Genomic DNA, 25,543 nt, shown 5'->3' with positions numbered 1-25,543 from the left:
GGGCGGTCGTCGATTTCACGCCGGATGGCTACGATCTCGGTCAGGCGTTTAGGAGCGCGCGCTCATCGAGTTGGGTTGCAGGTATCCATGGCGGTCATAACTGGCAGACGCCACGCCGAAGCAGAATTCGAGGCGGCCATAGAAACCAAGCGCGTTTCGCTTCAAGCGGTGCAGGGCGAGCCCAATCCAAAGCGTTGCCAGAAAGATCGCAAGCCCGAGGGCAAGTTGGGCGCCATAACCGGTTACGAACTCGCGGATTTCGCGAACAATATGCCTATGAGCACGTAGGCGACAACGAAGGCCCCACGAACAGGAGCGCGACTCCAGTGTCGGCGAGTTTCCAGTATCAAGGTCGTGTCAGGTTCGACTGGCCCTGGTTTGGGAAAATCGTTCAGGCCCACCAACGTGGCCGATGTATCCCTTGCCATACCCATTCGAAAGACACGTAAACTATCGGTCGCAGGGCCGTCCACTGTCTCACGGTCTTCTGAGCTCTCAGATCCGGATCCCGATCGCCCGCAGAATGCGCCGCACCTCCAGATTGAGGATCAGCCACTCCTCGTGCGTCATGAAGCGCATGTGCGCGGTCATCAAGCGGATCGGCCGCAGGCGATTGAAACCCTCGCGGATGGCTTCCTCCCGCTTGAAGGTGCTCTTGAAGCAGTCGCGCCAGTTGGCCTTGCCAAGGATGATGTCAACATAGTCCGCGAAGTCGGCGTAGTGGATGAGCGGCTGTTCGCATTCTCCCTCCGAGAGCGCCTTGGCTTTCTTGTCCTGCCATCGGTCGCGCATACCGGACGGAAGGCGGGCCTCCCAGTCGTCGCCAGCCGCTTCCATGAGGCGTTTGAGGATGAAGGCCCGCAGCTCACCCTCGAAGACGAACAGCCATTGGTAAGCGTGGACGTTGAACGCCGGCACCATCTCTGCGGGTGGCGGCGCAAGAGCGTCATTCACGGCGCCAAGGTCGATGCCGGTTGCCACCAGGGCACTCTCGAAGCCTTCCGCGGGGAATTCGGTCAGCTCGACGTTGAAACCGCGCTCCTCGTACAACGCGACGCGCCCGCCCGGGTCGTCGATCAGCTCGGCCGGCTCGGCTTCCGCATCGCGCCAGTCGCCGAGGTCGCGGCGGAGCGCCCCCACCAGGCTCGGGTCGAACGGCTCAATCGACCTCACGGCCGCGCCGATAGCCGAGAGCTCGCCAAAGCCGCGCAGCGATCTCAAGCTGTCCTGCATCTGGATCAACGGGGCACGGATGCTCTCCAACTGGCGCTGAATATTGTCCCCGAGGAGGGCAATCTGGCTCGGCCATTTGGGAGTGGTGAGGCTTGCGGCTACCTCCGAGAGCCTCAGAAAGTCCTGCTGGGCAGTGGGACGAAACAGCTGCTCGTAGCGGGCTGCTTGGTCCTGCAAGAACTTCAGGGCAGAGGGGACCTCTGTGAGCTTATGCATGGTCTCGCTGAGATCTGAGCCGGCGACCATGCTTGCCTTCACGGACGCAAGAGCTCCTGACGCAAGCCGTGCGGCTTCGGCGTACTTCGACAGGTCCAAGCCTGCCGCGAGCTTCTGCATCCTTTGAAGGCGCTCAATCCCAGCGCCGGCGCCGGTCAGGTTCGGCGCCGAGAACTTCTCGACGATGGTGAGCTGCTTGGTGAGGCGCTCGCTGTTTTCGATCTGTCTAAGGATCTGATCCGTAAGCTTCATGGCTATGTTCCGCTCCCGAAATACTATAGCAGAATTTGGGCTTCGCGGCGTCGTGCCAAAAGCTCAACAGAGGCCTTCCATCAACGACGTTGCACCATTGCGCGTATTGCAGAGGTGCCAAAAGCGGAAGGTATCTGCTCGTCGAGAACGGTCCTATTGGCGAGTGAGTGGTTTCGTCGCGCCTGCACCCTCATTCAACGCCGCAACGGCAACGACATGGCATGCTGGTCGCTAAGCTCGGGAAGCCGTTCAACAAGCCCGGCGACGGTGAGGTTGCGCCGCCAGGTGCGAGAGGCCGGAGTCTATGTGATGTGAAAGATGAACGCCCAGAGCCAACTCAAGGGTGCCAACAACTAAGAGATCGTCGGTCAAGTTCGAGCGCTAAGCCGCCTTACCCTCCAGCATCGGCGGCGCATCGATCGCTTCGATCTCGGGCATCGCTTGGCCCATGATTCCCTGTAAATCCCCGACCACGCCGACCGTCGACTCAATCATGGTGCTGACCTGCGCTTCGCGCTTGGCCCAGGCCTTAGCCATGAACTTCCTTTCCTTATCAATATCCTCGCGCATATCCCTGAAGCGTTCCACGATGGCCTCAATGCGCTGCTTAAAGCGTGGACCAGTGAGATACTGGTAGACCTGCTCGGCCTTCGTTTGCTGGCCCGCCTGTGACGTCCGCGCGCCGGCAACCTCCAATAGGCCTTGCCGTAGGGTCAGCGCCACGGGAACTGCGCAGCGCGGATGCGCCACATAGACCCCGTCCACCAAATCGAAGGTCTCGACGCCCTTGGGCAGGGCGCCCGAGATCAGCAGCGCCACATCGGCCTTGGCCGCTCGCTTGTTATCGCGCAGCTTGGGAAGCCAGGTGTCCGACCAGTTCTTGGTGTTCTTAAGTTCCCACAGGATCACGCCAGCGGTCGCACCGATCTGGCCGTTCACGGTGTGGACGATATCGCCGCCGGTTTCGCCCTTGGCGACCGGCTCGATGAGATCCAGGGGAAACTTCGTGCGCAGGAGGTTCTCAAGCTCTAGCTCAAAAGCTTCGCCCTGCGTCTGTTGCGAGCCCTGTTCAAGCTTGCGCTTCAGTTCCTCAACCGTCCGCCCTAGCGAGTCGATCTGCGCGTCCTTTTGCGAGACCTGAGATTTTAGTTCATCAGTCACGTCTTGGCGTGCTTTTGCGACGAGCTCTGCCTGGCTCGCCTGCACACGCTTCTCGATGGTGATCTCCAGCTCGCGCGCCTTTTCGTCAAGTTCGCGCTGCTTGCGGAGAGCTTCGGCCTGAGCTTGCTGGGCCTCCGCTAGCTTATTGCCGGATGCGTGAAATACGATCTGTCCGATTTCTGCAGGTTGATCACCGTAGTGGGCAATGGTTGTGTATTCCTCATGTTCCTTGGCGATCACGAGGAGGCTGACGAGTGGCTCGACAAGCATCGTGGCCTCACTATTGGCGCTGTTTCGGGACGGTCGCTCGGCAGGACCAAAATTTCCGACACCAACGGCGGCATAATCATTAATAACCAGCCCGACCATTGGGCGGGTGAGCTAATCGATAGATTGCCGGATGATCTGTCCGAAAGGCTCTTCGGTGATCGTCCCTTCCGGGAGATTAAGCCGATAAGGCAAGTTCGAGCGGGCAGTCCCGACGATCTCATAAGGCGCTCAGTAGAGCAGATAACCGACGAGAATCTACGCGCGGCTCTTTTTGACGTCCTTGTCCTTCTGAATGGGGGAGCGATCGAAGAAGCGGAGAACCGCGCTCTTCTCCATCTCGGGGCGTTCAAGCCGATCGCTGAGCTGTCTGCCGAGGAGGTGCTCGAATTAGACCTGGGCGACGGAACGAGAAAAGTCCAACTCGGTTCGGCTGAATATAGCGAGTGGGTATCGCGTTTCATGGAGGCCAGTCATCCGTTCGACTGGTTTCTATTCATGCACCCAGAGCAGGAGCGACATGTTGTTGCTGATTATGCTGGGCCTGCCAAGCTATCAGGCGTGACGGGATCGGGAAAAACCAGTATTGCGGTCAAGAGAGCCGTCCGCCTTGCACGCAAGTATCCAGCCGACAAAATACTTGTTCTTAGCCTGAATCGCGCGTTGTGCGAATTCATCTCAGAAATCGTAGACCATGCCTGCGGCTCGGATGCAGCTTTAAGAGAGCGGATTGAGGTTAGTTCGTTGTTCTCGGTCTGCCAGACGCTGCTGCGGGAGTTTGAGCCGAAAAATTCGAAAATCTACAGCGATGTGACTTGGGGTTTGGAGGAACATAAGGATGAAATCTATCGGGAGTTCTATCGTTGCCTTAGCAACGTAAGGGATGCAGAAGTCCTTCGTCCGATGCACCGGCTACTGACCTCGCAATCAATCGACGCGGAAAAGTATATTTCCGAGGAGTTCGATTGGATCAGAAGCGCGCTCCCACAAGAGCGTCGAGGTGAGTACGCCGCGATCCTTCGGCAAGGTCGTGGTTACAAAATCGCAGAACATCATCGACCCGCGATCCTGGAAGGTCTGGCTGGCTGGGAGCGGAAGATGTCGGCGGTCGGCGTTGTGGACTACATGGGCGTCGTCACTGCGGTGGCCAGGCATATTGACGTAATCGCTCCGCGCTATCGGTCCATTATCGTCGATGAAGCGCAGGACTTTGGCAGCGTCGAGCTCTCGATCATTCGAAAGCTCGTAGCTGCCGACGAGAACGATCTCTTTCTTTGTGGCGATGCAGCACAGCATATCCTCCCTAAGCATCAATCTTTTGAGGCGGCTGGCATTGATGTCAAAGGAAGATCGTCTCGGATAGTTCGCAACTACCGGAACAGTCGAGAGATATTGCGGATCGCTCATCAAGTTCTCACTCAGAACCTATCTGAATCCCATTTTGAACAGGGAGAGTTGGAGATTTCGGATCCGGAACTCTCATACAGATCGGGCGCCGAACCTCTACTGCTTGAGGCGAATTCTCTCAGCATGGAAATTGCTGCAGCAATAGAGCTCCTAGACGCCAACGACGAAATCGCGCAGCGCCGTGGAGCTAGTCACTCAGGTTGTATCGCCATTGTGGGCTACTCCGGATTCGAGGTGCAGCAATATGGAAGGGAGATCGGGATTCCGGTTCTCGACGGAGCATCGAAGTTCCTTCATGGTTCTCGGTTTCTCTCCGATCTGGAACAAACAAAGGGCTATGAATTCGATACAATGGTCATTGTTAACTGCGCGCAAGGGCAGCTTCCCCCAAGTGGAGCTCCAGAGCAGGAGATTTTCCGCAACGCTAGCGAATTCTACGTTGCCATGACGCGTGCAAAGAGCCAATTAGTTCTTTCATTCTCTGGGATCGTTTGCAAATGGCTCGCGACGCTCGGATTGCAAGTATCTCAATGGTCTGATGTTGTCGATACGGACGTTTTACCAGAGCTAGGCATTCCGGGCTTTCTCCAAGAGTTTCCTGACGCCGAAAATCTGGACCTGGGCAATTTGACCGGGACCGAGTTCGTCTTTACTCCGTACGCGCGTGGACTCGAAGCGGATCTTCAGGAAAAACTCGAGGACTTGGTTGACGGCAGAGGCATGGTCCAAGCCGGTACGCAGCGTAGGCTCAAGTGGAGGAATATCGGTAGCCTGCGCGACGATCTTCAAACCGGCGTCGGTGGAGCGCTCTGGGGACCGGTCGCTCGTGGCGTTTTACAAGATCGATTGAAGGAGGCTGCATTGGGCCTGAGACCCAGCATCCGCTCCAGACCTGCGCGCAAAAGATCTTCAATCTCAACTCAGACCAAAGCGTCGATCGAACCACTCGAAAAGGCGCTTTCCGACCGCGACACTACGTTGAGTGATGGCCTGGAGGGCCTTGATCTCACCACGCGTGAGATGATGATTTTGCATTCCATGCATATCAAAACGCCGCAAGAGTTCTTGCTAGCTAGCGACGCGTCTCTATCGAAGCATCTGACCAAGGCTGTAATCGCAGCCCTTAGGGATCGTGCTCGCAAAATAGAGAGCCGGCGAACTATCGAAATTCCGACCGAAATCGATCTGTCTGTGGCGAACTTCCCAATGCACATCCTCACGGTACTTCGGAGGATGGGTGTAAAGCGAATAAGCGATCTCAAACGATTTTCAAAGAACGATCTATGGTCTCAGACCCAACTGCGTAGTGGTGACGTACAAGCAATTCTTGCCTTTTGCCGCGGTCAAGGGGTGGAATTGAAAGATCTGTGACGCTGAAATATGTGCGATGACTTCCAGTCTCTCCGCCTCCAGCACCGACTTGCCCGGGCGCGGCTGCTGGGTGTGGCTTATCGCTTTGATGGCGGACGCAGTCCGTCCGCGGTAGCGCCCGCTTTACTGCTAGCTGTCCAAGTTTATGATTATCGACGCTGTATTAGAAAATATTTGGGGAGCTGCGACGCACCCAGGCGAAACCTGACGATGCGCCGCTATTGGCTAACCTTTACGGCAAAGCATTTAGAGAAACGGGGTTTGCGAAATTTGCAACTGAAGAGGCTCGAGGACAGCTTTTGAGTTGGATCAAAGAGCACTGCGAAGCGGGAAGGTTGTGGTTTATTAGTGACGATCGCGGTCCACTCGCATTCGCTCACTACGATGCCGAGAAAGACGAACTTATCACCATTGCCACTCGTGATGGCTCAGAGCGCAATGGGCATGCTGAAGGGTACGCATACGACGAAGACCGCCTGATTGAGGCATGCGCGCGGGCCCGGCGAGCTCTATGATGGCGTTGCGTGAAGGTCAGGCGGCCTGTTGACCGGCGGGCTTGCCGGCTTGGCCCAGGAGCTTCCATTCCCAGGGCAGCAGTTCGTGCAGATGCGATGTGGGAAGATCGGCGATACGGGCGAGGACGTCGGCGAGCCAGGCCTTGGGATCGACCTCGTTGAGGCGACAGGTCGTGATCATCGTCAGCATGATGGCGGCACGGTCGGCGCCACGCTGGCTACCGGCGAAGTGCCAGGGTCGAGATGCGCAATGGCCTGCGCTTCTTCACCGCGCCGGCGCAGATCAACCCTGGCCGCGATTGAGGGGGAGGCAGATGCTACCGCCCATTGACCAGGGGCATCTGCAGGCGCGAGCCCCGGGACACGTCGTCTCGCTCGATGGCGGTATGATCGCGATCGTCATTCCATCCTTTCCGCTGCCGAACGGCTTCACGGCCGCGGCCGCGGACCTCATGCTCCGGCTCGCGCCCGGGTATCCCGACGTTCAGCCGGACATGTGGTGGTTCGCGCCGGCCGTCCGGCGCACGGACGGGCAGCCCATCGCGGCGACCGAGTCGCGAGAGGTGTATCTTTGGCCGCACCTGGCAGCGCTGGTCGCGCCACCTCAACCCTGGCCAGTGGCGGTCCGGAATCGATTCGCTCGAGAGTTACCTGGCGCTGGTCCGGAAGGAACTCGAGGCCGCCGCGAGGGCCCGCGCCGCATGACCACAACCCTCGTCCTTCCCGGTACGCTCGCCGACGAAATTGCCACTGCCGCGCACAATCCGCTGGAATGCGCTGGCGTGCTGCTCGCGCGTCGCGTCGATGTCGGCGGGGAAGACCGTCTCCTCGGGCGGTCGCTGCATTGGGTGCCTCAGGCGGCATATAAAGAGCAGAGCCCACATCATATGATGATTCGCTCGGAGGGCTATGTCGGTGCCCTCGGCGCGGCCGAAGCCGACGGCGCGATCCCAATCTGGTTTCATACCCATCCGGGCGAGGGCGGCGTGCCGCTGCCGAGTAAGCACGACCGGCAGGTTGATCGCGATATCGCTGATCTCTTCCAATTGCGCAGCGGCTCCGGCGTCTACGCGACGCTGATCGCCTCGCCCCGCGGCGAGAGGTTCGCGTTCAGCGGCGAACTGACGCCCGAGGGCGGTCCAACGACGTTGATCGACCGCGTCTGGATTGTCGGCGAACGCTGGCGACTGATCCAGAATTTTGCGCGGCAGGCGTCGGCGCCGGATGTGATCTTCGACCGCAATGTGCGCGCCTTCGGCTCGGACATTCAGGCCGTGCTGGGAGATCTGCGTGTCGCAATCGTCGGATCCGGCGGCACGGGGTCGGCGGTCGCCGAGCAGCTGGTGCGGCTCGGCGTTCGCCATCTTTTGCTGATCGACAATGACACGCTCTCGGAAAGTAACGTGACCCGCGTCTATGGTTCGACGCCCGACGATATCAGTAAAGCCAAGGTTGAGGTGTTGCGCTCCCATCTGACACGGATCGCACCCAACCTCGTCGGTTCGACGATCCAGGGTATGACTACGTTCAAGTCGATCGCCAAGGCACTGCGCGCGGTCGACTTGGTCTTCGGCTGCACCGACGACAATGCCGGGCGTCTCGTCCTGTCGCGTCTGTCGACCTTCCTGCTGACGCCGGTGATCGACGTCGGCATTCTCCTGAGCAGCGACCGTAACGGCGCTCTGATCGGCATCGACGGCCGGATCACGACGCTGACGCCGGGCGCCGGCTGCTTGGTCTGCCGCAATCGAGTCGACATGGCGCGCGCGGCGGCGGAAATGCGTACACCCGAGGAGCGCAAGAAGCTGGCCGACGAAGGCTATGCGCCGGCGCTCCGTCAGGTGGAGCCCGCGGTCGTGGCGTTCACCACGGCCGTGGCCGCTGCCGCGGTCAACGAGCTGCTCGATCGCCTGATCGGCTACGGTCCGGCGGAGCGGCCGACCGAGACGCTGCTCAGGCTGCACGAGCGCGAAATCTCGACCAACCGGGCAGTGCCTCGCGACGGGCACTATTGCCATCCGGGCACAGGAAAATGGGGCGCTGGCGACGAGGAGCCGTTCCTCGGCCAGCTCTGGGGGGCGGAATGAAGATCTCTTGGTGGGAATGGCTTCCCTTTTGGCGCTGGCGCGTGATCGGTCAGGCTGGCTCGGCGGACGAGGTGCCCGATCAGCTGCCGCGCAATGCGGTCGCACTGGTCGGCGACGTTGACCGCACCAAGTGGATCGTCTTCGACTGCCCGTGCCGGACCGGCCACCGCATCATGCTCAACGCCGACCTGGCGCGGCAGCCCCATTGGACATTGAATCAAGGCCAGCGACTGACCATCTCTCCAAGCATTGACTATCGCGGCAGCGAGCGGCGCTGCCATTACTTTATTCGCAGCGGCCGGATCGAATGGGCCAAGGACAGTGATCGATGAGGGACAGTGGAGACGGTACAGAAGAACGGCAGCCGATCGCGCCGCAGGCGCCGCGGGCCATCGAGAAGACGCCGATGTTCACCGCAATGAATGCGGCGCGCTACCAGCGGCAGACGCTCATCAAGGACATCGAGACCGAGCATCCCAAACTGCTCTGCTATGTCGCCGGCAACAAGGCGCAGGTCGACCGTATCGACACGTTGGGCTTTGTCGACATGCTCCACAATGTCAACCCTGGGGATCCGATCGATCTCTTGCTGCACACGCCGGGCGGCGATGTCGACGCGGCCGAGAAGCTGATCGGGCTGGTCCGCAGCGCGACAGGCGAGGAGGGGCAACTAAGGGTGATCATTCCAGACTTTGCCAAGAGCGCCGGCACGCTGATGGCGCTCGGCGCCAATGCGATCGTGATGAGCGATTCGTCCGAGCTCGGTCCGATCGACCCGCAGGTGTCGTCCCGGGACGGGAACGGGTCGGACGTGGTCTACTCTGTCTTGACCTATCTCAACGCCTATGACGCCGCGCGATGCGCCCGAGGATCTCGCCGCGCGTATCACATTCGAAAAGTTCGATCCCACCATCGTGCGCAAGTTCCAGTCGGTCAGAGACCGGGCGCGCTCGTTCGCGGAGAATTTGCTCAAGCGGCGCGGCAAGAATTTCTCGAAGATCGCCAGCGAGCTGATGGATATTAACAAATATCAGTCGCACGGCCAAATGATCGGGTGGGAGACCGCCGACGGGATGGGGCTGACGGTCACGTATATGCCGTCGATCAATCCTGTGTGGCGCAAATATTGAGCGCTTTATTGCCATTTGCGACTCGCGATCGAGTCCGAACAGCGGATTTTTGAATCGAACTATGTGTCGCTGCTGCTCTAACGCAGAGCATGCGCGCGATAGACATCCCCGATGGGGGCGTGACGGCCGTTATGAGGAGAACGGTTATCGTTCGGGACGGGCTGGCTTTTCGCTGCTCGCCGCGCGGCCGCCGCTCGCGATGGCGAGAACGGTCTATGTTAGTTGGCTATTCCGTGAATGCATCTGCTGCCGACAGGGTCGAATTTTGAACTGATAAGGAAATTACACAAAGCGTATCAGTCGGCTGCGCGAACGGAGCTGAAAGGTTCTTTTTAGGCCGGAAAGGGGCCTTTGGATCCTCGTCATCGGCACAAGTCGCTGAAACCGCAGTCAATGCGAGCTCCCTCCGAGCGCATTGATCCAGCCTGCCAAGCCGGCCTTTCGAGGAGCAGTGTGATGCCAGCCATCCCCCAAAAGCGACGGGAATGGGGAGATCGCGGACTCGCACGCTGGTCGCGTGATAGACAGCGTTGGCGATCGCAGCCGCGGTGCCGACTAGGTCGATCTCACCGACTCCTTTGATGCCGTGCGGGTTTGCCTCATCTTCGTGCTCGTCAACGAAGATCACGCCAATCTCGAAGAGGTCTGCGGAGGTCTTCTCGATCTTGAACGACGGTTCGGTGCTTTCGACGGTGTTGCAGAAGCCATGAGTTTTGGCCTGCCGCGTACGACTATCGGCGAGAGGCGAGGGGCGGTCCTTGAGCCCGCGCTTGATCGGGGAGACCGCTCCGCAGCGCCGCCCGCCTTTCCGCGACGGCATGATTGAACAGCTCAAGAACAAGGCCGAAAGCGACAAGGTTCTCCTGTTCGATAGCTCCATCGTCGTAGCATTTGAGGGTCTCGCCGATGATCGCGTCGACCTCCTGCTGCGATGCCAGCAGGTCCTGTTCGGAGCCGGCATCGCGAACCTCCGAGACCGCGGCGAGAATGCGGTTGCGAGGATTGGTGTTATCGTCCCGTTCGTCCCGGTTCAGATAACGTCGGAGCCAGGCGGCGGCCGAACCGATCCCGGAAAGAAGAAGCAGGGCGAACCAGAAGTAGTCGCTGTACTTGTCCAGAAACGTCCGCTCGGTCCCGTTGATGACTGCTGCGGCGCCCCGGTGCACGGAGGGCTCAGCCTCCTTCTCCGTCTCCGGCTTCGTGATGTGCGCCGCGCCGGCGACCCGTTGCGTGATCGTGTCGCGTTCGGCGAAAAGCTGCCGATAGAAGGCCGCCGCCTTGGCTTCCGACAGTTCTTTTCTGGCCAGGATGAGATGGTTGACGCTGATGGTGTCGATCTTGTCCTCAGGCCAGGCCGGGTTGGCATTGAAGACGCTCCCGGGGATCTCCTCGGCTTCGTAGCGGGGATGCCGCAGGGCGATCGCCTCGGACGCTTCGACCGGAAGGAACTTCGGCACTCCGCGCGATCGGGACGTCGCGGCGATGGCCGCGGCCGTGATCTTGCTGTCGAGGGGACCGACGGCGAGATACGCGTCCAGCGTGGTGTCCTGCGCAAGCTTTTCGATCTCTTCGGTGCCGAATTGAGCCGCGGCAACCTTGTCGGGTTGCACGCCTAAGCCCTCTAGAATTGTCCGCAGGAGCGCGACGTTGGCGCCGGTCTTTCCGATGATGCCGACCTTGTGCCCCGCAAGATCGGCGATCTCTCCGATCTTCGCGGCGGCCTTCTTCTTGGAGTCCTTGCCTGCGCGTCCAGACGGCGACCATATGACGACGTAGTTCTTACGCAGGACGGCCAGCGTCTGCGCATCAGCCGGCAAGGCGAGGTCGCCGCGACCGATTGCCAGGTCGGTTTTGCCGGCACCCAGGAAGGTAAGGGATTCGGCCGCTCCGGCGGTAGTGATAGGGGACAGTCTAACCGTCCTGCTTTCCTCTTCGAAGGCCTCCGCCATCGCTTGGACCACCTGATGGTCGTCGCTGCCTGTAGGGCCGACAGCGATCCGGAGCGTCTCGGGCTGGAGGACGTAGAACAGGGCGGCCGCAGCGGCGCCGAAGACGACGAATCCCAAAGCCAACAGGATCAGGAGCCTTCGCTGGCGTCGATCGGAGGCACTCCTGACTGCATCGGACGGTGACATCAGCGGACTCCTGAGCAAGCGCCTGCTGAGAACCTGGGGCGAACCGTCGCCGAACCTGAATGTTCCACCGCACGCGAGGACCTCTGCGGACGAGCGGGAACCTTGCCATCGTTCGAGGGTTTTTGGGGATGGTCATCGGCGGAGCGTTCGGCGGGTGTCCTGCCGGCAAATGCGTCTAGCCGATGCCGGACTCCATTTCAGTATTCATTGGGAGGCACGTCGTTCGCCACGGCGGCATTCACCTTTGCTCGATCGAGCCGTTCGGCCGCTTGCAATCTGCTGATCGGGCGCCAAACCGCTACATCGATCGTGCGGTGGCCGACGAGCATTTCGGGGCGGATAACGCGCTGCTCGAGCAGGAGTTGCAGAGAGACTAGTCGACCCCGAGTAGCCGGCCTGGGAGCAGGCCGCCTTGATCTCGTCGACACTGGCGCTGTTCCGAAGCGCGCCCCGGACCTGCAGCTTGAATTCCGCAGGAGGTCGCAGTGTGGGCCTTGCAAGCTCACGGCTTCGCGCCGTGGTCGGGCGGCACGGAATGGCGCTGTCGCAGTTCCGACGGGTGTCGATATTCGTTCGTCCAGAACACCGGGCTGGAGGGGCGTATCTACCTATCTAAGCCTCTGTGGCAGCTAACAGATTCCAAAATCCGGCGCTGTGGTACAACACTTGCTGTTCTCTTCGCAGCTACCGCAACCTTTGGAGCAACTCAGTGCACATTGTCGTCTGCATTAAACAGGTTCCGGACTCTGCGCAGATCCGCGTGCACCCCGTGACCAACACGATCATGCGTCAGGGTGTGCCGACGATCATTAACCCATATGACCTCTTCGCGCTCGAGGCCGCGCTCGAGCTGCGCGACCGGTTCGGCGGCGAAATAACCGTGCTGACAATGGGGCCGCAATCGGCGGAAGATTCCTTGCGGAAAGCGCTGACCTTTGGCGCCGATCGCGGCGTACTGCTCACCGATCGCTGCTTTGCGGGCTCTGACACCCTGGCCACAACGTATGCACTGGCAACAGCCATCCGAAAAATCGGTAAGGAATATGGCCCGCCAGACCTCATCTTTGCCGGCAAGCAGACCATCGACGGCGATACCGCGCAGGTTGGGCCCGGCATCGCCAAACGGCTGGGTGTGCTGCAGCTGACCTACGTCGCCAAGGTCAAAAGCCTCGATCTCGCTGCCCGTACAATTGAAGCGGAGCGACGCTCCGAAGGTGGTGTCCAGGTGCTGCACACGAGGCTGCCTTGTCTCATTACCATGCTGGAGGGGACCTGCCAGATTCGGCGCGGCGCGATGGCCGATGCCTTGCGTGCTGCGCGTGCACCAATCGTGAAATGGAGCGCGCACGATGCCGGCGTCGAGGACGTCTCCAAATGCGGCCTTAAAGGCTCGCCGACCGTCGTCAAGCGAGTCTTCGCTCCCTCTGCGCGGGCTGAGAAAGCGGCGCTGGTTGAGGCCGCCGAGCAACCAGCGCAGGCGTTGATTGATGCTATTTTTAAGCATCAACCGAAGCTCGAAACCGATCTTGCGGCACTAGCCCGCGATGCTTGACCTGGAGAGTCCTGGCGACAATAAGCGTTACGGTCCCGAACGCGTCAAGGTTTGGCTCTCATCCGGTCACACCGACATGCACGGAGGCATGTAGAGCCTGGCGCTGGCCGTTCAGTGGAGCTGAAGCGCAATCCTCCCGCCGGCGATCACCTCTATCTGGGCCGCCGACGACCTGGTGAAAACTGTTGCCACGTGGGTCGGGCATGTCTGCCGTCAAGCTATGTTGTCAATCAGCTGCAATCGATGCTTACTTGTCCGTTACGGACGGCTCGTCGCGATGCTTGAGGTGTCGCTTCCGCGTATTGTAACTAACCAGCCAGATCACCCCGACTGCGACCGGCACGCACGCCGCGGTTAGATAAGAGGGTTCTACATGGAGTCCAACATCGTGCGCGCCCTTGGCAAGGTAGCCAAACAAACTAACCACATAATATCCTATCGCCGCGACCGACAATCCCTCCACCGTGCACTGCAGCCGAAGCTGTTGTCCGGTGCGTTCGTTGATAGCCTGTAATAGGTCGCGGTTCTGCTGTTCGATTTCAACGTCGACACGAGTTCGCAACAGATCAGCGGCACGCGCCAACTTGGCCGACAGAGTTACCTCACGATCCTTAGTCGTCTCGCAAGTTCGCATCGCAGGCGCCATCCGGCGCGCCAGGAACGACGACCATGTCGGATAATCCGCGATCTCACTGCCTTCGATGATGGAGAGTCGGGATTGGACCAGCTCGTAATAAGCTCTGCTGGCGCCGAAACGAAACAGGCTTCCCGTCGCGCCTCGTTCGAAAGAGGCGGCCAACGCGGTCAGTTCGGCGAGCAGATGGTTGTTGAGTTTCAATCCCTCCGCGCCTTGCATTTCTTCGAGCACCTCACCAAGACGTCTATCGATGCGATCGACGAATGGGCCGAGCTCAAGAGCGGCCGATAGACCAAGCAGCGCCAGCGGACGATAAGTCTCAACTTCAAGAAGCCGCTGCACCAGCGCACCGACATTGTGCGGGGTCAACCCGAGGTCGCAGACAAGAATCTTGGTGAAACCGTTTTCGTCGACGCGAAAATCTGAGGCCATAACACTTGCTCCGCCCTTTATGCGGGCCATGGCAAGGCTGCTCTTGTCGAAAAGTTGTTCGGCGCGTCTCACTGGGCAGGCGTGCTGCTCGACATCCAGCTTGATTGCGACCAGTAATTGTCCTTCCTGCCGCAAGGCGCGCATCAAGGAGTGAACGGCACTTTGGGCGTCGCCGCTCTGGCGAGCGAACGGGCTATTCGCTATCCAGGTAAAGGTTGCAAATTCGGCATGCTGCTCCCAGCGAAGCACAACGGGTCCGATGTCGATTTGGTGATGTTTCGCTGAGAGCTGCGGAGGTGGAAGGTCGCGTTCTCGACAAAATGTGACGAAGGCGCGGCGATCGCTTGCGGCCGCATCGCCCTGCGCAAGAAATGCGAAGTGAATCACCTTAAATGGAGGAACAAGCTGCATAAACGGGCGCGCATGCACTTCATTGAGCACGGCATCGCGTTTGCGCATGTAGCTTGAAACTTTGAAGAGTCAGTTTATCGGGCACGTGTAAGCACCTCGTCCCAGAATTGACGCGCAATCATCTGTGTCACCGCGAGCGGCAATGGCGTCGACTGTAAAGGTCTGTTCGCGCGGGCCGGCAATAGAGTGGTGACGCGGGTTGATCCGATGCCGCTCAATTTGCGAGCAGCGCCAAACGCGGTTGATTGCCGCCGGACTCGCACGAACATCGCTCGACATCGATCTATTGGCGCACATAAGGCGTGATGCGCAGACCCGCCTCCCCGAACGAATGCAGAGCGGCGTGACCAACGCACGCACGATTTCCACGCTTTCGTCTCCATGAGGTTGCTAATCTCCGTCGCCGGCTCTCCACCGGCTGCTGCATCGTCGACTGATGGCAAAAGCGCAAACGTGGCTTTCATCTTGGCTGCTCGTCTTGCATCACATTCGGACGCGATGCAGGATGTGGGCCAGCACGGAAGTAGCGGAAAGGTCGTGTTTCTCGCGTAATGTGATCGTTGAAACTGCCAGCGGAGAACTCGCTTACATCCGGGCAGTGCCTCGCAAGGGATTTTGGAACTGAACCGTAATCAGATGGAATCCAAATCTCATCGCAACCTGGAAGCTTGCGCTCTTTGAGCTCGGCCTCTGTGGCAACCGCGACACCAGGAGGACTTGCTGATTGCGGAATGCTGACATGGCTGTCGTACTTTCCATGCGTCCGATTACAAGACGCATTGCATTGTTCGGCACACGTGCCAGGGTTGTATACCGCGATACAGCTCCGACTGTCGGCGTGGGCACGGAATCCGGGCGCCGACAACGTCCATCACGGCCTGCCGCTGCCCAACCTGCTGCACATTCGCGACGATGTAACCGTCCGCTGTTCGGAGCGCCACAAGGCGGTCTCCAGACCCGGACTTTCTAACGCTCACAGCCGACATCCAACGGCCGCCGAGGCCTGGCGTCAATATTGGATACCGATTTGCTGCGCACGCTGATCACGCGGTCGTGGTAACTCATACCGCTTACTTGTAAGTCTTCAGATATGCAGTCGCATTGTGTCTGGTTTCCGACAATGTCGGACATGCAATGCGGCTCCCGGCCCTTGTCGATGCGCTGAGCGAACTCTGACTCCGCGCCTCGATCGAGGCCGCACGATACGTCAGCGGTTAGGATCAGCGTGCTATGGCCTGTTTACAGACAGGATTCCCAAATCAGTAGAAAATTGATTCAAGGCTGAAAATTGGAGATCAGCCTTGATTCGATTAGCGTTGAGCGACGCGCAGTGGGAACGGATTGCGCCGGAGCTGTCTGGCAAAGTCGGTGACCCCGGGAGCAGTGGGCGTGACAATCGGCTGTTTGTCGAAGCCGTTCTTTGGATCGCGCGCACCGGCTCGCCGTGGCGTGATCTGCCGGAAGCCTTTGGCAAGTGGTTCACGGTCTATACGCGCTTCTGGCGATGGGCTCAGAAGGGAGTCTGGGAGCGCGTTTTCAAGGCCCTCTGCGATGATCCCGATTTCAAATATGTTCTCATCGACGGCACACCCGTCCGGGTCCACCAGCATGGCACCGGCGCAAAAGGGGGACTCAAAATCAGGCCATAGGCCGCTCGCGTGGTGGCTTGACCACGAAAATCATGGCCCTGGTCGACGCCCTCGGCAATCTCGTTCGCTTCGTCCTGTTGCCCGGCCAGCGTCACGACAGCATCGGCGTCGAGCCCTTGATCACCGGTCTCGATTTTGCGGCACTGATCGGCGACAAGGCCTTCGACAACAACTGGCTGCGCGCCAACCTGAATGAACGTAGCGCTGCAGCGGTCATCCCGTCCAAGGCCGACCGGGCCGGACGTATCCCTCATGACGCCGAAATGTATAAATGGCGCCATCTGGTCGAGAACTTCTTCTGCTCTCTCAAGGCATTCCGCCGCATCGCAACCCGCTACGAAAAGACCGATGCCTGCTTCGCCGGCTTCGTTAATCTCGTCGCGAGCTTCCTCGCCAGCCGCTGATTGTAAACAGGCCTTAGCGCGATGCTGCTTGCGCGCCCAAAGCGCTCTCGGGCGATTTCGGAAGCGAAGACTTCGCCGCCCTCGATGGCTTCGGAGTTCCCCTATAGATGGTGAGTGCCGCGACGATACCGAGAGCAGCTGCAAACATCAGCCAGAATCCGGGTGAAGCCTTGTCATTAGTCCGCCCAATGAGCCAAGTAGAGGCGAGCGGCGTAAACGTACCAAACAGCGCAGCCGCGAACGCGAAGGCCAGGGAGAAGCAGGTTGTGCGCACATGCGCAGGCACGATCTCGACGAGGGCACTCAGCATAGTCCCGCTGTAGGTGCCAAAGTAGAACGAGAACATCATCGCCACCGCAAGCAGCTTACCAAAACTGGGGGCGCTTACCAACCAACTCAAAGCCGGATAGGCTGTGATCAACGCAAGGCCAGCAATGGCCAGCAGAACCGGCTTGCGGCCGATACGGTCGGAAACGGCGCCGCCAATTGGATTCCAGATGAAGTTGGTCACGGCGACCAGGAGCGTCACCAAGAGCGCATCCTGGGTAGACAGCTTCAAGACGGTCTTGCCGAACGTCGGCGTGTGGACGGTGACGAAATAGAAGGTCGTCGTGGTCAGGATCGCCATCATCATCCCGAGAACGACCGTGCGCCAATGGACGAGCGCCGAGGCAACGACCTCGCGCGCCGTGGGATGCTTCTTCATCGCCAAAAATTCTGGGGTTTCCTCCAGCGTCCGACGAAGGAAGAAGATAAGAGGAATGATAAGGCAGCCGAGAAAAAAAGGAATGCGCCAACCCCAGGAGGCGACGCCTTCGAGCGGCATCGATTCATTCAGTAGGTAGCCCACGATCGCTGCGACAAAAATCGCGACCTGCTGGCTGGAAGATTGAAACGAGGTATAGAAACCGCGATTGCCTGGGGTCGCGATCTCCGCCAAATAGACCGAAACGCCGCCAGCCTCGACGCCGGCGGAAAAACCCTGTAGCAGCCGTCCGGCTAGAACAATGATGGGGGCGGCAATGCCGATTGTCGCATAACTGGGACAGAAGGCGATAATCACGGTGCCGACCGCCATGATCGATAGCGTGATGATCAGGCCTTGGCGACGGCCGATCCTGTCGATACTGGCTCCCAGTACGATCGCCCCCACGGGACGCATTAGGGCACCCAGCCAGAACACGCCAAAGGTGTTGAGTAATGAGGCGGTTTCGTTGTCCGAGGGGAAGAAAGCTTTCCCAATGGCGCTGGCGTAAAAGCCAAATAAGAAAAAGTCGAACTGCTCGAGGAAATTACCGCTGGTCGCACGAAGAATGGCGTTGATGCGCGATTTGACTGTCGCATGCTGAAGGAGCGCTTGTGACAAAGCGAGTTTCCTTCCCGTCTGAAATGGCCGTTGCGGAAAACCTCGCGCCAGCCCAATTGCAATCAGGCCGTGATTTTCTCTTACAGACATTACCGACCAACCGGAAGGCGCCTGATCTTTTCGGCTCATTTTCGACGATAGCTCCATTGGTGCACAAATTTGAATTTGCTCCCGGAGGCGCAAGCGCTCCCAACATCAATCGCCAGAAGCTCACCTACTCGAGACGAAATCAAGAGATGGGGTTCCGCTCGGTACGAGGTAGCTTTCGAGCAATCTTTGGCGTTTCATTAGCTCTGTGTCCACCGCGGATGGTGTCGGCTGATTCGATAACGCGTCGACACTGTTCGGCTTCTAACTGCGCGTAAATTCCCGCCAGACTCAAAACACCAGCATTGAATAGCCGGTTCGTACTCAGACATTTGCCCGCTTAGTGCAAGGTTGGCATAGCATTTGCTACAAGCGTGCAGGAATACAGGATATTGGACGAGTGCGCGCAGCACGCGCAAATGGCAGCGGCGGTCCCTTTGCCTTGAGACAATCGCGCCGGCCGGCAGACGCAATGTCGCGTAGATTGCGGCTTGCAAGCCTAGAAGAGCCCGCTGGATGTGGTTCGTCTCGGCAATGCCGAATCAAGTCCGCAGGGGGATGCGATGAGCAGGAGTGAACAGCAACCGAGAAGGCTTGATCTGTCCACGACAGGTCGCAGATGAAAGCGTCGGGGTGGCCGGATGTATCGCCTGCGCATGTCACGTGAGCCTCCCTTGGCCTGCGCGGACGCCGATATTCAGCATGATTCAGCAAATGATGGATGGCGCGTTTGGCTATTCGCGGAATCGGATTGCTCGTGGATCGAAATCGAACGCGCGAGGGTCGTCGCTACAATCTATGGGCATGTTCCTATCGACGCGCTCATGAACAGGACTGATCCCCTGATTGCCCTGGTTGGTACTGCGAAGATGGTCGTGGGGAAGTGCCCCTGTATGGCGAACGCGACCGCAAACCCGTCGGCCCAAGTTGGCGGCCTTCGAAAGTGATCCTCAAACATCATTCTCTCCTCACGGTTAGGGTTCAAATGAGATCTTCTCAAGCGTCGCAAGTTCAACTGGATCGACCTTCGCAGATATTCTGCGAGTACTTGACTGAGCAAGCGCGAAATCTGTTTGGCCTGCATCCGTTCGCTGCGGAGATGTCTAAGCGCCAAGTTGCGAGCTTGCTGCCTGAATATTTGGCGATGTCACAGGCGTTCCCTTACCTGCAGGCAGGCTCGCAAAAGGATCTCATATTTGATGCGATGCGTCGCAACCGAGACCTTCCGAGGGATGTCGAACTAACCAGCGTGGTCGCAAATTTCATCTGTTGGGATGAGACGGGTGGTTATGGCCGAGTTCTCCGAGGCGGCAAGGCGGCGCTACCCGATATTCTGGCGACCGAAAACTTCCACTCAAACCTGCTTAGAAAGGACGCATCGCGACTACTCGGTAGAACAATACGCCCGAATTATAGCGCTACAACGAAGCGGTACCTGCATTCCCTCTATGCCGGATTGTCATCGAAAGACCCGGTCGTGCGCTGTGCCTACATGGTCGCCTTTGAGCTGCATGCTGCGGAAATGATCCAGTCGCTGTGGACCACCCTGGTCAAAACGTTTGATGCGCGGTCTGACGATCTTGAGTACTTCCGCAGTCATGTCGGCGGCGAAGATCCCGCCGAGAAATATCATGGAGAAATGACGACCCGGCTCATTCGCGAACTTGTGCCTGCTGACTGCAATCGTCGTTTTTTGGATGAATTCGATCGAGCCTATCGGCTCAGCTTACAGTGGTGTCGCGACCTGCTGCAAACTGTCTCAATTGAGGGAGATGGCTTTGCGGAGATCGAACATCATGGCCGTTGTCATTGTGGTTCCGTTAAGTTCTGCGTCCGCGCGCCGCGAGAGCTCGCCGCGGTTCGATGCAACTGCTCGATCTGCCGAATGTCGGGGTTTCTGCATCTGCTTGTGCCCGGAGATAAGCTCAGGATTCAGTGTGGAGAAGAGTCTCTCAATACGTATCAATTCAACAAGAATATCGCTCGTCACACGTTTTGCCGGATTTGCGGTGTAAAGCCATTCTATCGGCCGCGATCGAACCCCACGGGCTTTAGCATAAACATTCGGTGCTTGGATAAGAGAACGATCGAAAACATAAAAATAGAAGATTTTGATGGCGAGCATTGGGAGCAAGCGATCCGCCCGACGCACGAGGATTGGGAAGCCACCCGTTAAGATCAAACTTGGAGTGAAGCCGCATGGCGCGCGCAATGAACGATAGATCTCGTCTGCTTTCAGAAGAGGCTCTCACCAAATACCGTATAGAGCTATTGGTGAAGGGTACGGTCGTGATCGCCCCCCAGACGTTGTTCACCCAAGACGATTTGGCCAGGATCGATCAGCTCCAGATGGAAATTCCTGAAGAAGAGGTGCGGATGGGAGATGCCGGCGACTCGCACAATGTCTTCGTGAAGCGGGTGAGGGTAGATCCGCCCGGCCGCCCTCCTAGCAATGTGGATGGCAAAGCTCCAGGGCAGATCATCGAACTGCTCCAGAGGAAAGACCGCAGCCTTGCGCTGAAAAAGATCTTGGGAGCATCGTCAGATTACGTGATTCGCCGATGCCAGATGCATCGACTGCCTCCCGGTTCGTTCGTTGGCATCCATTTAGACGCTGAGAGCGACCCTGACTTCGAGTACTCCGTGATTGTGCAACTCGCGAGGGACTTTGAGGGGGGTGAGTTCGTGGTCTATCCAAACGCGTACGAACAGCAGGTATTTCGGCCGCCGTTTGGGGCCGTGGTTGTCACCACATGTAGGATCCGACATGAGGTGAAGCCTGTGCACGCTGGGGAGCGCCGATCGCTGGTATACTTCTGTTCAAAACGCAGCGGCGTGAATCGCCGGATCATCGAAAGCACTGCTGACGGCCTATAGGGAGCGCTAGCGGAAGTGGCTTTCGAACGGGTTGAGAATGCGGGGCCAACTTCTGGCAGACGCCGCCTGCTTCGGAAGAGCGTGCTTTGGATCTTGCGGTGTATCCTAGGTTCACGGCTGGTCTACTTCGAGCGAAACGAAGCAGATACTCACCTGATGTTCCCACTGCGGGTTTCAAGCAGACGTTCGGATACGGGGATCGCTTCGAATGAATGGAGGAGTTGAATAGATCTGTGATCTCAGTTGGCCATTGCCAATAGCCGGTGCTGCAGATCGCGGGCAGTTGGCCTATCGCGCGCGATCACCAGGCACTCTACGGTGCCTGCCTCTTGATCGATGGCAAGCGGGATCACGCCCTCCTTGCGTGTGTGATCGAATAGAAATCCATACCTGACGAAACGATCAAGCGCGGCCCGGAGAGAATATGATGGAACGTTTCTCACGGAAGCAATGACGTGGCGACTGGAATAATCGATGCCCAGCAGCCGGACGGCAATACTGTGTAACACTGACCCCCCGCCCCACCGGCCGTTCGCTTCGTTAAAGAAGAGCCGGCCGTCGCTCGCGAAAATGCCGTCAATGTTGATCATTCCGCGATATCCCAAGGTTCGTGCCAACTCGACAAATCGGTAGGCGTGCGTCTGGGCAGCCAACCATTGCTCGTTCGTCTGGTCGCTTGGAAGCTCGAGCCCTGTCCAGATGAGCGCCCGTTCGGATGGGTCTTCGCTGCGACGTAGACGGATGCTTCCACTGTTGATGAAAACGATGGAACCATCCTCCTCTATCTCATACTCGAGATAGAACAGAGCGCGAGCCAAGTGGTACGATTCAATGACCAATGTGTTGCAGGATGCCGTGGTCATCTCTGACCAAAGTGCTTGAGGATCCAACGACGGCCAAGCAACCATTCGGGTATCTCTCGCCCCCGGAAGTGCTCCACTTTCGTTGCCGGTCAGGATGATATTGCCGACTCCGCCCGCTCCATTGTCCAACTTGACGATCACGTTTCCGGTCTCTGACCTCAAGCAGGTGAGCGCTCTGAAAAGTTCGTTTGGGTTCGTGGTCGCGCATCCACTGGGCAGTGGGAGCGCGACACTTGTCGCCAATTGACGGAAGTGGCTCTTGCGGTTCAAGAGATCCGGCCCTCGCTGCAAAGCGAATTCGTCCCCGCTTTGCGGGATGCCAAGCAGCGCCGCCAAGCGCGCTACGCCTTCACTAGAGTAGCAGGCAGACATTCTCCAAGTTGATTTCTGGCGAATATGGCTGTTGAGACGCTCGACAAAAGCATTAGACAGCAGGGTGCAATCATTGAGAATCAGCGAGTCACGGGCGCCGTCAGGCACAAGCGTCGAGAGACTCGAGGCATCGAAATTGAGCGTCGCGCCGATGAAGGATAACAGGTCTTGCGGGATTACTACCGGAGAGACTATTAGGTCACCCTCCTGTGCAAACCAGGCAGAGCGCCATGCGGAGTTGGCGGAAAGGGACAGTTGAGTTGCTGTTAGATCGCCACCCGACATTTGAGCCGTCCCGGCGTTCATGATTAAGATCCGAGGCAACGACAGTCTCCCAAGCGCCTGGCGCGATTAAACACAGGCCGCGATGCCAGCAACGATGAGCTCGCGGCGGCGCATCGTATGGGGGTCTGGACCAAAAAGGCGGTATTGCGCCGTCTCGATATCTCCTGTGGCGTAGTAGGGAACTACGGCCAGCCAATCCGCCGATCTCAATTGCTGTCTCCTTGCGGGCTTGACTGCGCGTCGAGCTCCTTCAATATGAAATGCTGGACCTTGCCCAACGCCGTTTTCGGCACTTCTTGCGTGAATATGATTTCGCGCGGCACCTTAAAACGGGCGAGCTGCGATTGGACGTGCGCCAACAGCGCTTCGGCTTCGATCCGGGTCCCCGGTCGCCTGATCACATAGGCGATCGGGACTTCTTCCCAGCGCGGGTCCGGTCGACCGACGACGGCGCATTCGGCGACATCCGGATGGCCCATGAGCACACGTTCCACTTCTGCCGGATAGATATTCTCTCCGCCGGAGATGATCAGGTTCTTCTTGCGGTCACGGACCCAAAAATATCCATCGGCATCGCAGCGGCCGATGTCACCAGTGCGATACCAACCATCACTAAAGGCCTCACGGGTTGCCCGCTGATCGCCCCAGTATCCGCAGAAGACGTTGGGCCCGCGTACTGCGATCTCGCCTGGGGTCCCGGGTGGCAACTTTGTGCCGACATCATCGATGATGGCTGCTTCGCAGCAAAGGCCAGGCAGGCCGCTTGCGCCGTCAGGTGCGAGATCTGCGCCGAGCTTGGTATAGACCGCGATAGGAGAGGTTTCCGTCGAACCATAAACTTGTAAGATTGGCACTCCGCGCCTGACAAAGCGCTCGACAAGGCGCTGAGGTACCATCGTCGATCCGGTACAAATTGCTTTGAGCGCGGATAGGTCTGTGCTTGCCCATCGCGGATGGTCTGTTAGCGCTTGCATCATGGCAGGCACCAAGGCTGCTAGCGTGGGCCGGTCATGCTCAAATGCATCAAACGTTGCCTCTGGCGAAAAGCGGCTTTGGATAGTTACCGTCGCGCCGTGATGCAAACCCGGGGTCGTCTGGATATTTAGGCCGCCGACGTGGAAGAGCGGCAAAACAGTCAGGGCGTGATCAGTCGAGGTTAGGTCATGCATGTGCTGACTCATAACCCCGTTCCACAGCAACGCGTCCTGACGCAGCACAGCGCCTTTAGGTCGCCCTGTGGTGCCCGAAGTATAGACGATCAGAAGCGGGCAGGACAGGTCCGCAGGTGGATTGCGTTCGTCACCACGGCCTGCGTCCAGAAGGTCGTCCAACTTGCTTCCGCCGGGCGGCGCAAAGTCCAGGCCGATGAGGCAGATATCGGGAAGTTGCCGCGTCAGAGCCGGCAAGACGGCATTAAATGCCTGCTCAAGCACAAGCACTTTTGCCCCGGAGTCGGACAGAATGAAAAGCTGCTCGGCGGCCGCAAGCCGCCAATTCAATGGAACGAGGATTGCGCCAAGCCGCGCGCAGGCATACAGCAAGGTCAGATAGTCAGGCCGGTTGAGGCTGAGGATCGCGATCCGGTCACCTCTTTCGATGCCGAGTTGGCTCTTGAGGGCGTGAGCGACCCACCCGATCCGCCGATTGAAGCCCGCGTAGCTCAGAGTGTGCCCCTCGAAACGGATCGCGGCTTTGTCGGGAGCATGCGCAGCGTTGCGCTCGATCAATGTGCAGAGATCCAAACTCATTCTCCGTGTGATTGAGCTTCGCAAGGGACCTTGGTTCCGATGTCGTTCAGTCGGAGTTCGGAATTACTTCGCCAAGCCTCGATTGAGAGCTTCGTGTACCCATTGCACAGGCCACGATCACGCGGCCCGAGCAGGACGAAGCGGTTCTTGATGGTTGTCATGGGGAGCGAACGATCGACACTGTTCGAGGTATCTCAGGCACTTGATCCACTTGCTCTGTTTTGCTCGGAAGCAGTCGTGTGCATCTGTCCGTAGTGATAGGTACACCATGACGACTGTTTCTTGCCCGGTCTTTGACATACAGGCTCGCCGCACATATATGCCGATCTTGGATCTCCATCTTTGAAGCCGACAATGGCCCGGCATTGGCCTTCAATGTGGTCGATCAGCAGGACCTTCTTGACGCCGTCCGGCTCTTTCAACTTGCTGCTCCAGGATGCGGCGCCATCTCTTCCGATGCCGCGCCAGTCACGCCGAGCGACACTTGCAGCTCAAGTGTCTTGAAATCCTCCGCAGTCGCATGGGCCGTCGCACACATGCGCGAGAAAAAGCCCCTGCCAGCGTCGGGAAGGTGGTGTGGATCGAACGAAAGGCTGGTTCTCCGAACGGAGTTCGGTACGGTGGTCTCGCCGTTCGGTTGCAAAATCGGGAGACGGCGGCGCCCTGCGAGGGCTCGGGATCGAGGTGTGCGCCGATCCCTTCCGGTATCACCGTCTCGCTGGCGCCGCGCTTTGGCACAGCCGCATAGTATCGGTTCTGGAATGCCGGGGCGTTCATCACTACCTGCGAGCCGTGGTGCTGCGATCAAGACTCGCTGCACGAGCATCTCGACCGATTTGCTGTCGGGAATGAGGATCATGACCAAGACTCAGCGCAGGTTCTGACGAGGTGAGACATTCGTAATCCTTCACAATTCCGACGGCAGACGAAGACGCGCGTCGTTTTAGGGATCGTACAACTTAACGTTACGTCCGATTCAAGCCTTTTCGGCAACTCGCGGGAACACGCCAAAGCTCTCAGGTTTGCTGGTAAGCGCTGCAGATCGGCGTCGTGTCTACAACAGTCCTGCGCCAGGGTCTGCGTCAG

General features: G+C 58.7%; 19 protein-coding genes and 1 pseudogene. 10 read left to right on the top strand and 10 right to left on the bottom strand.

Translation table 11 applies throughout. The features are described from left to right. Positions 1–87 precede the first annotated feature (87 nt). Positions 88–288, top strand: coding sequence for a hypothetical protein (locus tag CI41S_RS15570; protein ID WP_139860176.1), 201 nt, complete (start codon positions 88–90; stop codon positions 286–288). A 207-nt stretch (positions 289–495) separates the two neighbouring features. On the opposite strand, the gene CI41S_RS15565 is transcribed toward CI41S_RS15570, so the two are convergent. Next, positions 496–1,701, bottom strand: a complete 1,206-nt coding sequence (locus CI41S_RS15565) for a Swt1 family HEPN domain-containing protein (RefSeq protein ID WP_139860174.1) — start codon at positions 1,699–1,701, stop codon at positions 496–498. A gap of 381 nt (positions 1,702–2,082) precedes the next feature. Further along, positions 2,083–3,132 carry a DUF2130 domain-containing protein gene (locus tag CI41S_RS15560; protein WP_244626535.1) on the bottom strand — a complete coding sequence of 350 codons (1,050 nt, stop codon included), beginning with the start codon at positions 3,130–3,132 and terminating at the stop codon, positions 2,083–2,085. On the opposite strand from CI41S_RS15560, the gene CI41S_RS15555 reads away from it, so the two are divergent. After that, positions 3,085–5,907 (top strand): UvrD-helicase domain-containing protein, encoded by a 2,823-nt coding sequence (locus tag CI41S_RS15555; protein WP_139860169.1) that lies wholly within the window; start codon positions 3,085–3,087, stop codon positions 5,905–5,907. The two genes, CI41S_RS15560 and CI41S_RS15555, sit on opposite strands and share 48 nt — an antisense overlap. Positions 5,908–6,438: 531 nt before the next feature. Here CI41S_RS15555 and CI41S_RS15550 read toward each other — a convergent pair. Further along, a pseudogene (locus tag CI41S_RS15550) lies at positions 6,439–6,663 on the bottom strand (transposase domain-containing protein); the annotation flags it as partial. Between CI41S_RS15550 and CI41S_RS15545 the strand changes: the two are divergent. From CI41S_RS15545 to CI41S_RS15535, 3 genes are all read left to right on the top strand, one after another. Then, on the top strand, positions 6,611–8,509 hold the full coding sequence (locus CI41S_RS15545) for a ThiF family adenylyltransferase (RefSeq protein WP_347339253.1): 1,899 nt from the start codon (positions 6,611–6,613) through the stop codon (positions 8,507–8,509). The pseudogene CI41S_RS15550 and the gene CI41S_RS15545 overlap by 53 nt on opposite strands. Next, on the top strand, positions 8,506–8,841 hold the full coding sequence (locus CI41S_RS15540; protein WP_139860165.1) for a ubiquitination-like system serine protease family protein: 336 nt from the start codon (positions 8,506–8,508) through the stop codon (positions 8,839–8,841). Before CI41S_RS15545 ends, CI41S_RS15540 begins: the two co-directional genes overlap by 4 nt. Positions 8,842–8,927: 86 nt before the next feature. Further along, entirely contained in the window at positions 8,928–9,533 is a 606-nt protein-coding gene (locus tag CI41S_RS15535; protein WP_210242658.1) for an SDH family Clp fold serine proteinase, read from the top strand. Positions 9,534–9,865: 332 nt separating this feature from the next. On the opposite strand, the gene CI41S_RS15530 is transcribed toward CI41S_RS15535, so the two are convergent. Together CI41S_RS15530 and CI41S_RS15525 are read right to left on the bottom strand one after the other, a co-directional pair. Then, complete coding sequence (locus tag CI41S_RS15530; RefSeq protein ID WP_172628053.1) at positions 9,866–10,267, bottom strand: hypothetical protein; 402 nt, start codon at positions 10,265–10,267, stop codon at positions 9,866–9,868. Between the two features lie 103 nt (positions 10,268–10,370). Then, on the bottom strand, positions 10,371–11,774 hold the full coding sequence (locus CI41S_RS15525; protein WP_139860160.1) for a TAXI family TRAP transporter solute-binding subunit: 1,404 nt from the start codon (positions 11,772–11,774) through the stop codon (positions 10,371–10,373). Between the two features lie 182 nt (positions 11,775–11,956). On the opposite strand from CI41S_RS15525, the gene CI41S_RS15520 reads away from it, so the two are divergent. Beyond that, a complete protein-coding gene (locus tag CI41S_RS15520; RefSeq protein ID WP_139481528.1) occupies positions 11,957–12,151 on the top strand; it encodes a hypothetical protein in 195 nt (64 codons plus the stop codon). Positions 12,152–12,483: 332 nt separating this feature from the next. After that, positions 12,484–13,326 carry an electron transfer flavoprotein subunit beta/FixA family protein gene (locus CI41S_RS15515; RefSeq protein WP_139481527.1) on the top strand — a complete coding sequence of 281 codons (843 nt, stop codon included), beginning with the start codon at positions 12,484–12,486 and terminating at the stop codon, positions 13,324–13,326. A gap of 247 nt (positions 13,327–13,573) precedes the next feature. Here CI41S_RS15515 and CI41S_RS15510 read toward each other — a convergent pair whose 3' ends face one another. Beyond that, positions 13,574–14,854 carry a DUF3422 domain-containing protein gene (locus CI41S_RS15510; RefSeq protein ID WP_139860157.1) on the bottom strand — a complete coding sequence of 427 codons (1,281 nt, stop codon included), beginning with the start codon at positions 14,852–14,854 and terminating at the stop codon, positions 13,574–13,576. Between the two features lie 1,253 nt (positions 14,855–16,107). Here CI41S_RS15510 and CI41S_RS15505 point away from each other — a divergent pair. Further along, a protein-coding gene (locus CI41S_RS15505) for an IS5 family transposase (protein WP_139860155.1) occupies positions 16,108–16,859 on the top strand; the annotation gives its coding sequence in 2 pieces (ribosomal slippage) (positions 16,108–16,438 and positions 16,438–16,859; 753 coding nt in all). 13 nt (positions 16,860–16,872) lie between these two features. Here CI41S_RS15505 and tcuC read toward each other — a convergent pair. Then, positions 16,873–18,225 carry an MFS transporter gene (gene tcuC, locus CI41S_RS15500; RefSeq protein WP_139860466.1) on the bottom strand — a complete coding sequence of 451 codons (1,353 nt, stop codon included), beginning with the start codon at positions 18,223–18,225 and terminating at the stop codon, positions 16,873–16,875. Between the two features lie 1,135 nt (positions 18,226–19,360). Here tcuC and CI41S_RS15495 point away from each other — a divergent pair. Then, positions 19,361–20,488, top strand: coding sequence for a GFA family protein (locus tag CI41S_RS15495; RefSeq protein ID WP_244626534.1), 1,128 nt, complete (start codon positions 19,361–19,363; stop codon positions 20,486–20,488). Between the two features lie 23 nt (positions 20,489–20,511). Then, positions 20,512–21,189 carry a 2OG-Fe(II) oxygenase gene (locus tag CI41S_RS15490; protein WP_139860153.1) on the top strand — a complete coding sequence of 226 codons (678 nt, stop codon included), beginning with the start codon at positions 20,512–20,514 and terminating at the stop codon, positions 21,187–21,189. A 239-nt stretch (positions 21,190–21,428) separates the two neighbouring features. Here the strand turns inward: CI41S_RS15490 and CI41S_RS15485 are convergent, their stop codons facing one another. The 3 genes from CI41S_RS15485 to CI41S_RS43505 all read right to left on the bottom strand — a co-directional run bounded on the left by CI41S_RS15485 (position 21,429) and on the right by CI41S_RS43505 (position 25,316). Beyond that, positions 21,429–22,730, bottom strand: coding sequence for a preATP grasp domain-containing protein (locus CI41S_RS15485; RefSeq protein WP_244626533.1), 1,302 nt, complete (start codon positions 22,728–22,730; stop codon positions 21,429–21,431). A gap of 185 nt (positions 22,731–22,915) precedes the next feature. Beyond that, positions 22,916–24,451, bottom strand: coding sequence for a class I adenylate-forming enzyme family protein (locus CI41S_RS15480; protein ID WP_172628061.1), 1,536 nt, complete (start codon positions 24,449–24,451; stop codon positions 22,916–22,918). 424 nt (positions 24,452–24,875) lie between these two features. Then, positions 24,876–25,316, bottom strand: coding sequence for a hypothetical protein (locus CI41S_RS43505; RefSeq protein WP_172628060.1), 441 nt, complete (start codon positions 25,314–25,316; stop codon positions 24,876–24,878). Positions 25,317–25,543 lie beyond the last annotated feature (227 nt).

Origin of the sequence: Bradyrhizobium ivorense (genome assembly GCF_900696085.1) — a bacterium.
GTDB lineage: Bacteria > Pseudomonadota > Alphaproteobacteria > Rhizobiales > Xanthobacteraceae > Bradyrhizobium > Bradyrhizobium ivorense.
The sequence above is the reverse complement of the archived record's forward strand: the minus strand, read 5'-3'. Positions and strand labels throughout refer to the sequence as shown.